At 45.4% G+C, this 15,320-nt stretch carries 12 protein-coding genes; 11 read left to right on the top strand and 1 reads right to left on the bottom strand.

Translation table 11 applies throughout. The features are described 5' to 3' along the window. The first annotated feature begins 160 nt into the window (after nucleotides 1–160). Entirely contained in the window at nucleotides 161–583 is a 423-nt protein-coding gene (locus M3193_RS04065) for a hypothetical protein (protein WP_251624492.1), read from the top strand. Nucleotides 584–844: 261 nt separating this feature from the next. Here the strand turns inward: M3193_RS04065 and M3193_RS04060 are convergent, their stop codons facing one another. After that, nucleotides 845–1,075 carry a DUF2627 domain-containing protein gene (locus M3193_RS04060; RefSeq protein WP_251624491.1) on the bottom strand — a complete coding sequence of 77 codons (231 nt, stop codon included), beginning with the start codon at nucleotides 1,073–1,075 and terminating at the stop codon, nucleotides 845–847. A 126-nt stretch (nucleotides 1,076–1,201) separates the two neighbouring features. Between M3193_RS04060 and M3193_RS04055 the strand changes: the two genes are divergently transcribed. The 10 genes from M3193_RS04055 to scpA all read left to right on the top strand — a co-directional run bounded on the left by M3193_RS04055 (nucleotide 1,202) and on the right by scpA (nucleotide 15,293). Then, nucleotides 1,202–3,235: a sigma 54-interacting transcriptional regulator gene (locus tag M3193_RS04055; protein ID WP_251624490.1), complete on the top strand. Its 2,034-nt coding sequence runs from the start codon at nucleotides 1,202–1,204 to the stop codon at nucleotides 3,233–3,235. 14 nt (nucleotides 3,236–3,249) lie between these two features. Continuing rightward, a complete protein-coding gene (yqiS, locus tag M3193_RS04050; RefSeq protein ID WP_251624489.1) occupies nucleotides 3,250–4,158 on the top strand; it encodes a phosphate butyryltransferase in 909 nt (302 codons plus the stop codon). 29 nt (nucleotides 4,159–4,187) lie between these two features. Beyond that, nucleotides 4,188–5,285 (top strand): Leu/Phe/Val dehydrogenase, encoded by a 1,098-nt coding sequence (locus tag M3193_RS04045; protein ID WP_251624488.1) that lies wholly within the window; start codon nucleotides 4,188–4,190, stop codon nucleotides 5,283–5,285. Nucleotides 5,286–5,330: 45 nt separating this feature from the next. Then, nucleotides 5,331–6,413, top strand: coding sequence for a butyrate kinase (buk, locus tag M3193_RS04040; RefSeq protein WP_251624487.1), 1,083 nt, complete (start codon nucleotides 5,331–5,333; stop codon nucleotides 6,411–6,413). A gap of 30 nt (nucleotides 6,414–6,443) precedes the next feature. Next, nucleotides 6,444–7,871: a dihydrolipoyl dehydrogenase gene (gene lpdA / locus M3193_RS04035; RefSeq protein ID WP_251624486.1), complete on the top strand. Its 1,428-nt coding sequence runs from the start codon at nucleotides 6,444–6,446 to the stop codon at nucleotides 7,869–7,871. A 75-nt stretch (nucleotides 7,872–7,946) separates the two neighbouring features. Next, a complete protein-coding gene (locus M3193_RS04030) occupies nucleotides 7,947–8,954 on the top strand; it encodes a thiamine pyrophosphate-dependent dehydrogenase E1 component subunit alpha (protein WP_251624485.1) in 1,008 nt (335 codons plus the stop codon). Then, a complete protein-coding gene (locus M3193_RS04025; protein WP_251624484.1) occupies nucleotides 8,954–9,937 on the top strand; it encodes an alpha-ketoacid dehydrogenase subunit beta in 984 nt (327 codons plus the stop codon). The genes M3193_RS04030 and M3193_RS04025 overlap by 1 nt, the downstream gene beginning before the upstream one ends. 21 nt (nucleotides 9,938–9,958) lie before the next feature. Further along, complete coding sequence (locus M3193_RS04020; protein ID WP_251624483.1) at nucleotides 9,959–11,269, top strand: dihydrolipoamide acetyltransferase family protein; 1,311 nt, start codon at nucleotides 9,959–9,961, stop codon at nucleotides 11,267–11,269. A gap of 200 nt (nucleotides 11,270–11,469) precedes the next feature. Beyond that, nucleotides 11,470–13,143: a methylmalonyl-CoA mutase family protein gene (locus M3193_RS04015; RefSeq protein WP_251624482.1), complete on the top strand. Its 1,674-nt coding sequence runs from the start codon at nucleotides 11,470–11,472 to the stop codon at nucleotides 13,141–13,143. Then, complete coding sequence (gene scpA / locus M3193_RS04010; protein ID WP_251624481.1) at nucleotides 13,140–15,293, top strand: methylmalonyl-CoA mutase; 2,154 nt, start codon at nucleotides 13,140–13,142, stop codon at nucleotides 15,291–15,293. The genes M3193_RS04015 and scpA overlap by 4 nt, the downstream gene beginning before the upstream one ends. The last annotated feature ends 27 nt before the right edge of the window (nucleotides 15,294–15,320 follow it).

Here is a 15,320-nt window from a genome sequence, read left to right as displayed (position 1 = left end):
GCAACGCTGCGCTTGTGCTCGTAGATGAGTGATCTATGATGAAATAAATTAGAGATTGAGAAATGAAGTTCTTTAACTAACAGGGAAGATTAGTTTACCAGGGGGTTAAAATATATCAAAGGCATTTCTATAACTATCACTTAAAGGGGGACAGCAACTAATGAGTAAGAAAACCGTCATTTATTTAATAATAGGTGTACTTGCAATAGGGTTTCTATTAGTGAAGTATATTGAGTACAAAGAAAAGAGCCTGGATGAACTATTCACGAATGTAAAATCATTTTCATTTGAGAGTCATAATGATGACGATAGGTGGACAACAGATAAAAGAGAAGCAATAGATGAATTAAAAATGTTTTTAAGCCAATATCAAGTTAAAAAAATGAAAGACCCAAAGGGGATTGTTTATTCGGCAGAAGCAGTACTTTGGATGAACATTCACACAAAAAATAAAACTTTGATGGTGTTCTTTGACAAAGATCGTATTCACCTTCCTGGCATTGGTTATTATAATGTTCTCAATGGACCAATAGATAAGGGATGGCTCCAAAGTTTTTCGGAAAAATATGTAGACGAAAATTAACCAGAGGCAAAGGCTATTTGGTAACAAAGTTCATTCTTCCTTTGACAGGACTCTACAGCTTTCATCATTTACTATACCTAGAAAGTAGTAAAACACTTTACTATAGATAAAAACTCATCCGCTCACAGCGCAAATCAACATTCTAGCTTCATCTCTATTTCAAAAGAAAAGAGACTGTAGGCAAATACCCAAATTCATGGTGTTTGTCTACAGTCTGAGGACATCGGCTAATTTTAGCCGATGTCCTTTTTGAGTTAACATTTATTTGAAGCGATCTTGAACCCTTCCTTTTCGTCTGTCACGTCTCAGCAGGAAACCTGCAAAGAAGGCAAGACCTGCACCGAACATGAGGAAGCCGACCGTGAATTGAAGCCAGATGAAAGGAAATGGAGCAAATTGGATTCCGAAAAGTGAATCACGCATGAGCTTAATACCGCCTGCTGTGATAAGAATAGGAATCAGAAGTACGATGAATGCCGCCATACGAGCCATATTATCAATCTCCTTACCGAATATAATTTTACCTGCTCAACAATTATTGTCAAGAACAGAGCAATCGTGTATTATGAATATAGATTTGCAAAAGATTGCATGGTGCTAGAAGGAGAATGAATATCCTTGCAAAATGTACTCATTGTTGGAGCGGGCTCCGGGGGCACGAAAATACTGAACCTGCTCTTGAACTCGAATTTCATGAATGTATCGGCAATTGTCGATGTCGATGAACAGGCACCGGGGATTGTAATCGCCAATAAACTAGGAATCCCGTATGGCTTCGATTGGAAGCTTTTCTTGACTGATGAAGTCCATATTGTCTTTGATGTAACGGGAGAAAAAGCGGTTTTTGATGAATTGATGAAGAGTATTCCAATGCATACGTTAGTAATTCCCGGATCTATCGCGAATCTGCTTGTAGGCTTACTGAATGAAAATGATCAATACATCCGTAAACTCCAAACGGAAATGGATAGGCAGCGTCTCATTTTCAATTCAATAGATGAAGGCATGATTGGTATTAATCACGAAGGTGTAATTGATTTTATTAATGAAAGCGCTTGCAAAATGTTGGAAGTTTCTGATTTCGACGCAATCGGCAAATCGATCGGTGACATTATTCCGGAAAGTAAATTGGTTAGGGTACTTTCGTCCGGCCGCTCTGAAGTGAATGAAGAATTGATTCTGCGCAATGGACTGAAAATTGTTAGTTCCCGTTATCCACTCATTTCCACGGAGGGAAAGACATTTGGCGCATTTGCAATATTTAAAGATGTGTCAGAAGTTGTCAAACTCGCAGAGGAAATAACAGATTTAAAATCAATAAAAACGATGCTAGAAGCAATCATTCAATCTAGCGATGATGCTATTTCGGTTGTTGACGAGAAAGGGAACGGCATTCTTGTCAATCCGGCGTATACCCGAATCACTGGCTTGTCAGAAGACGAAGTGATCGGAAAACCGGCGTCAGTCGACATCAATGAAGGCGAAAGCATCCATATGAAAGTATTGCAAACAAAAAAACCAGTCAGAGGCGTTACTATGCGGATTGGGGAAGATAATCGGGATGTCATCGTAAACGTGGCTCCTATTATTGTGGATCAGGAAGTAAAGGGAAGTATTGGGGTGATTCACGACATCACCGAAATGCGAAGCCTTATGAAGGAGCTTGATTGGGCAAGACAAACAATCCGGAAATTGGAGTCGACGTATACATTCAATGATATCCATGGCAGCTCCTCTGAAATCAATCTTGCTATCGATCAGGCAAAAGTTGCCTCGAAATCGGATATCCCCGTCTTATTACGAGGGGAAGCAGGATCAGGGAAAGAGTTGTTCGCAAACGCTATTCATAGCGGAAGTGACAGGAAGTCAAGCAAGTTCATCCGTTTGAACTGTGCGGCAATTGATCCTTTTGTAATAGAGAAAGAAATCTTCGGACACAATGCAGCTCATGACACAGGTGCTGCATTCAGATCAGGGTTATTGGAGGAAGCAGGGACAGGGACTCTATTCTTGGACGAAGTGACGAATCTACCATTAGCCGTCCAATCAAGGCTCCTTGATTATTTACAACTTTCAAGGACCAATCGCAGAAGCAATGCATCCACTGAGACTGCGCGGATTATTGTCGCTTCTACAAAAAACCTTGAAAAGGCAATTCATGAAGGAACGTTTAATATGGATTTATATTACATGCTCAACCAGTTGTCGATTCAAATACCGTCGTTACGAACGAGGAAATCGGATATTCCGGAAGTTGCACTTCAGCTTTTGAAGAAGCTGAATCAGGAGTTTGGCATGAATGTAGAGAGCATTTCAGAGGAAGCTATGCAAAGGCTGCAAAAATATGAATGGCCTGGCAATGTGCGGGAACTTGAAAACGTCTTAAGCCGTGCAATGATTTTTATGAAGCATGGATCTGCCGTCATCAGGGAAGAAGATATTAAAAGGTCCCTTTCCACTAATGAAGTTAAAACGGAAGAAGTTGCCCTTCCCGAAATTAGTACACTGGCAACAGTTATGGATGACTACGAACGAACCGTGCTTGAAAAGGCTTTGGCTGAACATGACGGGAACAAATCTTTGACAGCAAACCGTCTTGGCATTTCATTGCGCTCCCTATATTATAAAATGGAGAAATACAAACTCATCTGAAGGAGGCTGCTCATATGTCGACACTGGATGATTTAGTCGAAAGAACGGCTTCTTCTGGTACACAGGTCGTATCGGTTGCATGCGCCGCAGATTCGTCAGTGTTAGAAGCAGTGGAAATGTCAGTCATGAAAGGAATTGCTTCCTTTCTTCTATTTGATGATGAAGAGAGATTGCGACATACAATTAGAGACCGTTTTCCAGAACTGTATGGACATCCTTACATCACCCTAATCCACACAGACAGCAACGAAGAAGCTGCGGAAAAATCCGTGCGGGCAGTATCGAGTGGGAATGCACAAGTGCTGATGAAAGGCAACTTGCCGACTGCACTCATTCTGAAAGCCGTACTGAATGCAGAATACGGGTTGCGAACCGGAAAAGTCCTGTCCCATGTAGCGGCATTTGAAGTGGATGGCTATAACAGGTTGCTTTTCGTCACGGATGCCGGCATGAACATTGCGCCCAACTTGGAAGAGAAAGCGCAAATCATCCGGAACGCGGTTGCCGCCGCCAGAGCATGTGGCGTAAACTTGCCGATTGTCGCCCCGCTAGCAGCAATCGAAACAATTAATCCGGCAATGACGCCCACAACTGATGCGGCGTCGCTCGTCGTCATGAATCAAAGAGGGCAAATTAAGGATTGCATCATCGATGGGCCCCTAGCTTTGGATAATGCAGTTTCGATTGAATCTGCTAAGCATAAGGGAATAACGAGCGAAACTGCGGGTCTGGCGGACATTCTCGTAGTGCCTTCAATCGAGGCGGGAAACATCCTATATAAATCACTTATGTATTTCGCTAAAGCGAAAGTCGGCGGCATCATTCAAGGCGCCAGAGCACCGATCGTATTGACATCCAGATCTGACAGCGCAGAAAGCAAGCTTTACTCGTTGGCATTAGCCATACAAGCATCTAAAAACTAAAACGGATATTCATTAGGAGGAAATGCATCATGGAAATTTTTAACTATATGGAAAATCACGATTACGAACAATTGGTTATTTGCCAAGACAAGACTTCAGGATTGAAAGCGATCATCGCAATCCACGATACGACTTTAGGGCCTGCTTTGGGCGGTACACGCATGTGGACGTATGCGAGTGAAGAAGAAGCAATTGAGGACGCTCTTCGTCTAGCAAAAGGAATGACATATAAAAATGCCGCGGCAGGACTCGATTTAGGCGGAGGCAAGACGGTCATCATCGGCAATCCGAAAACGGATAAAAACCCGGAGATGTTCCGAGCATTCGGCCGCTTCATTGAAGGATTGAACGGAAGATATATTACAGCAGAAGATGTAGGTACGACTGAAGAGGATATGGATTTAATTCATTTGGAGACTGATTATGTAACGGGCGTTTCCGCAGAATTCGGATCTTCAGGCAACCCTTCGCCTGTCACAGCTTTCGGTGTCTACAAAGGTATGAAGGCTGCGGCAAAAGAAGCATTCGGAAGTGATTCTCTTGAAGGCAAGACAGTAGCTGTCCAAGGTGTTGGAAACGTCGCCTACACTTTATGCGAATACTTGCATGAAGAAGGCGCAAAGCTGATTGTTACTGACATAAATAAGGAAGCTGTTCAACGTGCTGTTGATGCATTTGGCGCCACTGCCGTCGAGACAGATGAAATCTACTCGCAAGAAGCGGATATTTTCGCTCCATGTGCATTAGGTGCCATCATCAACGATGATACGATTCCGCAATTAAAAGTGAAAGTCATTGCTGGTTCTGCAAATAACCAATTGAAAAATCCCGAGCACGGAGATACGATCCATGAAATGGGCATCGTCTATGCGCCTGACTACGTCATTAACTCCGGGGGCGTTATCAATGTGGCTGACGAGCTTGCAGGCTATAACCGGGAACGTGCATTGAAACGTGTCGCTGGCATTTACGATACGATTGAAAAGATTTTCGCGATTTCCAAGCGCGATAACATTCCATCATACGTTGCAGCGGATCGACTTGCTGAGGAACGAATCGCCCGTGTTGCCAAATCACGTGGACAATTCCTTCAAAACGAAAAAAGTGTTCTTACTCGAAAAAAATAAGAACAGATCATTCCTTAACTGGTGCACCCCGAGAGGAGGATGACCGTGCGAACAAAGAGTTACCGGATTCTAATCATTAACCCCGGTTCCACATCAACGAAGATCGGTGTGTATGAAAACGATCAAATGATTTTTGAAGACACATTGAGGCATCAGGCGGAAAAGCTTGCACACTTCGATTCGGTCATCGATCAGTATAGTTTTCGGAAAGAGGCCATCCTCTTTTCTATGGAAGTAGGCGGCATCCAGATTACGGATTTGGATGCTGTATGTGGAAGAGGAGGATTGCTCCGACCGATTTCAGGCGGTACATACTACGTCAATGAAGAAATGCTCAAAGATTTACGAAAAGGTTTTTCTGGTCAACACGCTTCAAATCTTGGCGGCATCCTGGCGAATGAGATCGCTTCAGAAAGCAATATCCCTGCATTCATCGTCGACCCGGTAGTGGTCGACGAGATGCAGCCGATTGCCCGAATTTCCGGATTCGCACCGATCAGCAGAAAATCCATTTTTCATGCACTCAACCAGAAAGCGGTTGCCAGGAGATACGCGAAGCAAGTCAGCAAAGATTATGACGAGCTTCGATTAATCGTCACTCATATGGGAGGCGGCATAACTGTCGGAGCGCATTGTCACGGCAAAGTGATTGACGTCAATAACGGCTTGCACGGCGATGGGCCATTCAGTCCTGAACGATCGGGAACAGTTCCAATCGGCGAATTGGTCGACCTATGCTATTCAGGAACGTATTTTAGAAAAGAGATCATGGCGAAATTAGTAGGCCAAGGCGGTCTTGTCGGATATTTAGGTACGAATGACGCCGTAACGGTCGAGAAAAGGATAAAGGCCGGCGACGTAAATGCAGCTTTAGTCTATGAAGCAATGGCTTATCAAGTCGCAAAGGAAATCGGGAGCGCTGCAACCGTGCTCGAAGGGAATGTCGATGCGATTCTTTTGACAGGTGGTCTTGCGTACGGCAAAGAATTTGTTGAAATGATAAAAAGCCGGGTCGCCTGGATATCCGAAGTAGTGACCTATCCAGGAGAAGACGAGTTGCAAGCCCTTGCTGAAGGAGCTCTACGGGTTCTAAACGGTGAAGAGGAAGCAAAAATCTATCCTGCTTAATGGATAGCGAAGAGGAGGCCGTGATTACAGATGGCAAACGAATATGATGTAGTAATTTTAGGCGGAGGAACAGGCGGCTATGTTGCAGCAATACGTGCCGCGCAATTAGGCCTGAAGACAGCACTAGTGGAAAAAGATGCACTGGGCGGCACTTGCCTGCATAAAGGATGCATCCCGAGCAAAGCCCTATTGAAAAGTGCTTCGGTGTATCAGCTGGCGAAAAATGAAGCTGCCCATTTTGGTGTCGAAACGAATGGTGCATCATTGAATTTTGCGCGTGTCCAGGCAAGGAAGGATGAAATCGTCCAACAATTGCATAAAGGTGTCATCGGGTTAATGAAAAAAGGGAAGATTGATGTATATGAAGGACACGGCCGTATGTTGGGACCTTCGATTTTTTCCCCGATGCCAGGAACAATTTCCGTTGAAATGAACAACGGGGAAGAAAATGAAATGCTCATCCTGAAAAACCTCATTATCGCAACCGGCTCGAGACCCCGCACTTTACCAGGGTTGGAAATCGATGAACAACAGATCCTTTCTTCAGATGGAGCTCTCCAGATGACAGAACTGCCGAAATCAATCCTTATTGTCGGCGGAGGAGTCATTGGAATCGAATGGGCTTCGATGTTGAATGATTTTGGCGTCGAAGTCACTGTAATTGAATACGCGGATAGGATCATTCCTACAGAAGACGATGACATTTCAAAGGAAATGAAGAAACTTCTGTCGAAAAAAGGCATCTCATTCGTGACCGGCGCAAAAGTTGCTGCGGACAGTCTTTCGAAAACAGAGGAATCTGTCACAATATCCGCTGAAATAGCAGGTGAAATGAAAGAGTTCACTGCCGAGAAGATGCTTGTTTCAGTAGGACGCCAAGCGAATGTTGAAGGGATCGGTATTGAAAATACGGAAATTCAAATCGAAAACGGTTTTATAAAGACAAAGCCGACATTCCAGACGAAGGAAAGTCATATCTATGCAATCGGCGATGTTATCGGCGGACTGCAGCTGGCTCATGTAGCATCCCATGAAGGCATTGCAGCCGTTAAGCATATCGCTGGTAATGCAGCAGAACCGATCAATTATACGAATATTTCCCGGTGCATCTATTCAAGTCCAGAGGCGGCGAGCGTTGGTCTTACTGAAGCGCAGGCGAAAGAAAAAGGCTTTGATGTCAAAGTTGGAAAGTTCCCGTTTGCTGCAATCGGCAAGGCGCTCGTCAATGGAAATGCTGATGGATTTGTAAAGATCGTCGCCGACAAAAAATCAAATGATATTTTAGGTGTCCATATGATAGGCGAGCATGTAACGGACTTGATTTCCGAAGTGGGTTTAGCAATGGTGCTCGATGCGACTCCGTGGGAAGTGGCTTCGACCATCCATCCGCATCCTTCTTTATCTGAAGTGATCGGGGAAGCTTCCCTTGCTGTCGATGGAATTGCAATTCATATGTAATGAAAATATCGCCATCGGCTGTCCGTTTGAATTTGAACACCGATTTTATGCTTGGAAAAGAAGGGGGTTTCTAAAATGGCAAAAACGCGTCATGAAGAATTGGGATTGACGAATGAAGACGTATTGGAAATATATGAAACGATGGTCATGGCAAGACGATTGGATGAGCGCATGTGGCTATTAAACCGAGCAGGAAAAATTCCGTTTGTCATTTCTTGTCAAGGGCAGGAGGCCGCTCAAGCAGGAGCTGCGTATGCACTCGACAAAGACAAAGATTGGATTGCGCCTTATTACCGTGATATGGCAGTTGTCCTTCACTTTGGAATGACACCGAAGGAACTTATGCTTTCGGCTTTCGCAAAAGCGGAAGACCCGAACTCGGGCGGCCGCCAAATGCCGGGTCACTTCGGGCAACGGAAGAATCGTATTTTGACGGGCTCCTCACCGGTTACGACACAGCTTCCGCATGCAGTGGGCGTCGCGCTTGCTGCGAAAATGAAACAAGAGGATTTCATCACATTCGTCACATTAGGGGAAGGGTCGTCCAACCAAGGCGACTTCCATGAAGGGATGAACTTTGCCGGCGTCCACAAGCTTCCGACAGTCATTATGGTCGAAAACAATAAATACGCAATTTCCGTTCCAGTTGAAAAACAGTTGGCTTGTGAGAACGTCTCTGATCGTGCCATTGGATATGGCATGCCTGGCGTGACTGTCGATGGTACGGATCCGCTTGAAGTATACAGGGTAGTGAAGGAAGCGGCTGACCGCGCCCGTAATGGTGAAGGGCCGAGCCTTGTAGAAACAATCTGCTATCGCCTGACAGCGCACTCCTCAGATGATGATCATCGTCTGTATCGGGATTCGGAAGAGCTTGAAAATGAACGGAAGCATGATCCAATCCCTAAATTTGCAGCGTATTTAAGAGACGCTGGTGTCCTCGATGAAGCATATGAAAAACAAATGGAAGAACGTATTATGGCGATTGTCAATGAAGCGACCGACTATGCAGAAAAAGCACCTTATGCAGAACCGGAATATGCGCTTCGCCATGTTTATAAAGAGGAAGGGGGGAACGAATAATGGCCGTCATTTCGTATATTGATGCAATTACACTTGCCATGAAAGAAGAAATGGAAAGAGACGAAAATGTATTCGTTCTTGGGGAAGACGTTGGAAGGAAGGGTGGCGTTTTTAAAGCGACAAACGGCCTTTACGATCAATTTGGTGAATACCGTGCGCTTGATACGCCTCTTGCTGAATCCGCTATTGCGGGTGTAGGAATCGGAGCCGCTATGTATGGCATGCGTCCGATAGCTGAAATGCAGTTCGCGGATTTCATTATGCCGGCTGTAAACCAAATCGTCTCCGAGGCGGCGAAAATCCGTTATCGTTCCAATAACGACTGGTCTTGTCCGATTGTCATCCGTGCGCCATTCGGTGGCGGAATCCACGGAGCATTATACCATTCCCAATCAGTCGAATCGATGTTCGCCAGTACACCTGGCTTGAAAATCGTTATCCCTTCGACTCCTTATGACGCAAAAGGATTATTAAAGGCGGCTATCAGAGACGATGATCCGGTCCTATTCTTTGAGCATAAACGGGCATACCGTTTAATCAAAGGGGAAGTTCCTGAAGAAGAATATGTATTGCCAATCGGAAAAGCGGATGTGAAGCGCGAAGGGGACGATATAACAATCATCACATACGGTCTCTGTGTGCACTTCGCATTGCAAGCAGCTGAACGACTGGCCGAAGATGGAATTTCCGCACATATCCTTGATTTGCGGACTGTATACCCGTTGGATAAAGAAGCGATCATTGAAGCGGCTTCCAAAACTGGAAAAGTGCTGCTTGTCACTGAAGACAATCTAGAAGGAAGCATAATGAGTGAAGTGTCAGCAATCATTGCAGAAAACTGCCTGTTTGATCTCGATGCTCCAATCAGACGTCTTGCAGGTCCTGACATTCCAGCAATGCCATACGCACCGACTATGGAGAAATTCTTCATGGTCAACCCGGATAAAGTTGAAAAAGCTGCACGAGAACTAGCAGAATTTTAATCGGAAAGGAGGCAATTGGATATGACAATAGAAAATATTGAAATGCCAAAACTTGGAGAAAGTGTTACAGAAGGAACAATTGAGAAGTGGTTAGTAAAGCCGGGAGATACTGTCAATAAGTACGATCCTTTGGCTGAAGTGAACACGGACAAAGTGACTGCTGAAATCCCTTCCTCCTTCGCTGGTACAATTAAGGAGATCATCGTTCAGGAAGGTGAAACTGTAGAAGTCGGCGTCGTCGTTTGTACAATCGAGACGGAAGGGGACGCAGAAGCTACGGTGGAAGCGGTGCCTGCGAAAGAAGAGCCAGCGAACGAAATGCCGGCAGCAGGCTCACAGAAACCTGCTGCGCCTATCAGACGTGAAGCTGGAGCAGCACGCTATTCTCCAGCAGTCATGAGATTGGCGCAAGAGAACAATATCGATCTTTCACTCGTCCAGGGTTCTGGGAATGAAGGACGCATCACTCGTAAAGATATCCAACGAATTATCGATAGTGGCGAAATTCCAACCGCAGAAGCAGTGCAAATTGAGCAGTCACCGAAAAACGAAGAACAGAAGGCTGAGGCTCCTGTACAAAGCGCTCCTGCTAGTAAGCCGGCAGAGCCCGTCTCAATTCCGACCGCAGCTGGTGATATCGAAATTCCGATTACAGGAGTTCGACGTGCGATCGCGACAAATATGCTCCGTTCAAAGCACGAAGCACCACATGCATGGACAATGATTGAAGTGGATGTAACAAACCTTGTCCAGTATCGTGACTCTCTGAAAAGTGAGTTCAAACAGAAAGAGGGCTTCAACCTGACATACTTTGCTTTCTTCGTGAAAGCAGTTTCCCAAGCCCTAAAGGAATTCCCAATGATGAATTCGATGTGGGCAGGAGACAAGATCATCCAGAAAAAAGATATAAACATATCGATCGCCGTTGCTACCGAGGATGCACTATATGTCCCGGTCATTAAGCATGCCGATGAAAAAACAATCAAAGGCATAGGCCGTGACATAAATGATCTTGCGTCAAAAGTGCGTTCGGGCAAGTTGAAGTCAGATGAAATGCAAGGCGGGACATTCACCGTCAACAACACTGGTTCATTCGGTTCAATCCAATCAATGGGGATTATCAACTACCCACAAGCAGCAATCCTGCAAGTCGAATCGATCGTCAAACGCCCTGTCGTTATGAATGGCAATATGATTGCCGTTCGTGACATGGTGAACCTCTGTCTATCACTCGATCACCGTGTGCTTGATGGTTTAGTGGCTGGCCGTTTCCTTGCACGAGTCAAGGAAATTCTTGAAAACATCTCATCAGATAATACATCTGTCTATTAAGAAGCACAAGGCTGCCCCTGCTGGTCTAGAGGGGCGGCTTTTCTTATTTCCCTGCCTTTCCAATTCCCTTTTGCACTTTCAAACAATTGGTGAGTCAGGTAAACTGTAAGTAGATGAAGAATATTCTGATGCACTATACATATTTTAGAGATGGCCCGAAAGCACACTACTATGCTCATTATTAGAAAGGAGCAACCTAGATGACAATTGACAATATGAAAAAAACGGACTTTGAAAAAGCGGATTTGAAACGATGGAAAGAACTTGCTGTCGACTCCCTGAAAGGGAAACCATATGAAAGTTTGAAGACGGCGACGTGGGAGGGTATTGAGCTTGACCCTCTCTATGTTGAAAGACCTTCCCTCGATAGCTCATCAATCATACGGTCCATGAAACGGAATGCCGGTTGGATCATTGCACAGCAAACAATTGCTTCAAGCGGTGATGATTTCTTGGAACAATTGAATGATTCGATTGATAAAGGGAACGAAGCTATCGTATATGATGGGATTCAACAGCATAACTGGAATGACGATCAGCTTGTACAATTGTCTTCAATTATAGCTAAATATCCAGTATTTTTTTTCAACGTCCGAAATGATGATCCGATTTTAAGGGCGTTTGATTTTGTCCATCATGAAGTGCGCGAGAAAGTATCCGGAATTATTCAATCCGATAGCTGGAGCATTCCTGTCGGGTATTCAAATATCCGGACAGCAGGGGCAGACCTATGGGACGCTCACCATCATGGAGCGGATGCGGTCACTGAGTTGGCGATCGCATTGGCAGAAGCTTCCCGAATCGCAGCAGACTCGGATAGCTTTCACACGTTTGCAGACAACTTCTTCGTCCGCTTCCCGGTTGACACTCATTTTTTCATGGAAATTGCGAAACTTCGTGCTTTCCGAGTGTTATGGAAAGCGTTCGGACAAGCTTACGATGTTGACGAGCCACCGTATGCACCGGTATTTGCAGTAACGTCTTTACGTTCATTTTCCAAGCTTGATCCGTACGTTAACCTTCTTCGAGCGGGGAATGAAACATTCGCCGCAGTTTTAGGCGGGGCTGATATGATTCAAGCACATCCGCATAATATTTTGACCGGGCCGAATACGAGCTCCATCCGGTATAGCCGAAATATGCAACTTGTTCTAAAAGAAGAAACACATGTGGAAAAAGTTCTCGATCCCGCTGGAGGTTCTTATTTTATTGAACAACTGACAGAAGACCTCGTTGCAAAGTCATGGAAACTCTTTCTGGAAATCGAAAGCATAGGAGGCATCGAAAAGTTCCTAGAAGGCGGCCGATTACAGGAAAACTTAGTAAAACTTCAAAAAGAAATTGCCATAGGTAAACGAGCACTTATTGGGACCAATGTGTACGCCGAGCTTACGCCGACCAATTTTGATAGTTGGAGCGGCTTACATCCGGTATCCCGTTTGGCAAAGCCGTTTGAAAAGCTCCGTCAAACATTCAGTGAAAAGCAACCGACAACAATACTTCTTACCTTTGGAAAACTGAAAGACTTTAAGCCACGAGCGGACTTCGTCAATAGTTTCTTGGCTTCCGGCGGAATAGAGTGCAGTTGGAGTCCTGCCTTTGAAAGTATTGAACAGGCAATCGAATGGTTGGATACTAAAAAGCCCCACTATGTAATTGTCTGTGGTACTGATGAAATTGTGTCAGCAAGTATGGAAAGTCTGCTTGAAAAGCTGCCAATGGAGATCATGCTCGATGTAGCGGGGAAATTCAATGACGAAACAGTGCAGCATTGGAAGCAACTTGGCCTTACTGGCATGATTTTCAACGGCCAGAACAAGCTTGAGAAATTGCAGGACATACTGACTTCGTGGCAAGGAGGGATCCAGAATTGAAAAAACCTGACTTCACTAAAGTTGACATCAGCAAACTGAACACTGGTATTAATTCTTGTATCAAAGAAACGCCTTTTGTTACGAACGAAGGTATCTCGATAAAGACTAGCTATACAAATAAAGATGTTGAAGGCATAACTCATTTGAAAGACATGCCGGGCATCGCCCCGAATACGAGAGGTCCATACCCGACCATGTATGTCGCACGCCCATGGACTGTCCGTCAATATGCAGGTTTCTCCACAGCCGAAGAAAGTAATGCGTTTTACAGAAGGAACTTGGCGATGGGACAAAAAGGCTTATCGGTCGCTTTTGACTTGGCAACACACCGAGGCTATGATTCCGATCATCCCCGGGTGACGGGCGATGTCGGAAAAGCGGGAGTGGCGATTGATTCTGTAGAAGACATGAAAATCCTTTTTGACGGGATTCCGCTTGACCAAATGTCCGTCTCCATGACAATGAATGGTGCGGTTTTGCCGATCATGGCTTTTTACATTGTTGCGGCGGAGGAGCAGGGCGTATCTCCGGAGAAGCTTGCAGGTACGATTCAAAACGATATTTTGAAAGAATATATGGTAAGGAACACGTACATCTTCCCACCGGAAATGTCGATGCGCATCATCGCAGATATTTTTGAGTACACTTCCAAAAATATGCCCAAATTCAACTCGATTTCAATTTCGGGCTACCATATGCAAGAGGCGGGGGCGACGGCGGATATCGAGCTTGCTTACACATTGGCGGACGGGCTTGAATATGTGCGTACCGGTTTGAAAGCGGGAATTGACATTGACTCATTCGCACCGCGTCTATCATTCTTTTGGGCAATCGGCATGAACTACTTTATGGAAATCGCGAAAATGCGGGCGGCACGGAAGATCTGGGCGCAAATGATGCAGTCGTTCAATCCGTCCAATCCAAAATCCCTGGCATTGCGGACCCATTCCCAGACGTCAGGATGGAGTTTGACGGAGCAGGATCCTTTCAATAATGTTACTCGCACATTGGTGGAGGCGAATGCTGCGGCAATGGGGCATACACAGTCCTTGCATACGAATGCACTCGATGAAGCGATAGCGCTGCCGACAGATTTCTCTGCACGGATAGCACGGAACACCCAATTGTTCCTTCAAGAAGAAACAAATATGACGAAGACAATCGATCCTTGGGGCGGTTCCTATTATGTAGAAAGGCTGACTGCTGACTTGATGGAAAAAGCATGGGAGCTAATCGAGGAAATCGAAGACTTGGGCGGAATGGCAAAGGCGATTGAAACCGGTTTGCCGAAGATGAAGATCGAGGAAGCGGCTGCAAAACGTCAAGCGAAAATCGACTCCCGCACGGAAACGATTGTCGGTGTGAATAAATACCGTCTTGACAAAGAAGAGCCTATCGATATATTGGAAATCGACAACTCCGTCGTTCGACAAAAACAAATTGCTCGCATCTCTCAGATGAAAGATATGCGTAATGAAGCCCACGTAACCGCCTCGTTGGAAGCACTGACAGAGGCGGCGCGAGATGGAAAAGGAAATCTACTGGCGCTATCGGTGAATGCGGCACGTGCAAGGGCGACAATCGGAGAAATATCGGATGCGATTGAGAAAGTGTCCGGTAGACACAAAGCGGTGATCCGATCAGTAAGCGGCGTTTATAGCTCGAATTTCTCAAATACGGATGAAATCCAAGATGTGAAGGCGATGGCTGACGAGTTTCTGGAAAATGAAGGTCGGCGTCCACGCATCCTCATTGCGAAAATGGGGCAGGACGGCCATGACCGCGGGGCGAAAGTGATTGCTTCGTCATTTGCCGACTTAGGGTTTGACGTGGATATCGGTCCTTTATTCCAAACTCCGGAAGAGACTGCATTGCAGGCGGCAGAGAATGACGTCCACGTTATTGGAGTCAGTTCGCTTGCTGCTGGACATAAGACGCTTGTTCCTGAGCTGCGCAATGAGCTGGCGAAAATCGGCAGGGACGACATCCTAATCGTTGTCGGCGGAGTCATTCCAGCACAAGACTATGAGTTCCTGCGGGAAAACGGTGCAACGGCCATTTTCGGTCCGGGAACGGTCATACCTGTTGCGGCGCAAAAAGTGATTGAGGATATCTATCGCGCGCTCGGTTACGAGGAAGTGATGGATTGAATAAGAAGGAACAATTCCAGAACGATA

The organism is Sporosarcina luteola (assembly GCF_023715585.1).
GTDB lineage: Bacteria > Bacillota > Bacilli > Bacillales_A > Planococcaceae > Sporosarcina > Sporosarcina luteola_D.
Note: the sequence above shows the minus strand (reverse complement) of the source record. Positions and strands in the feature narration are given on the sequence as shown.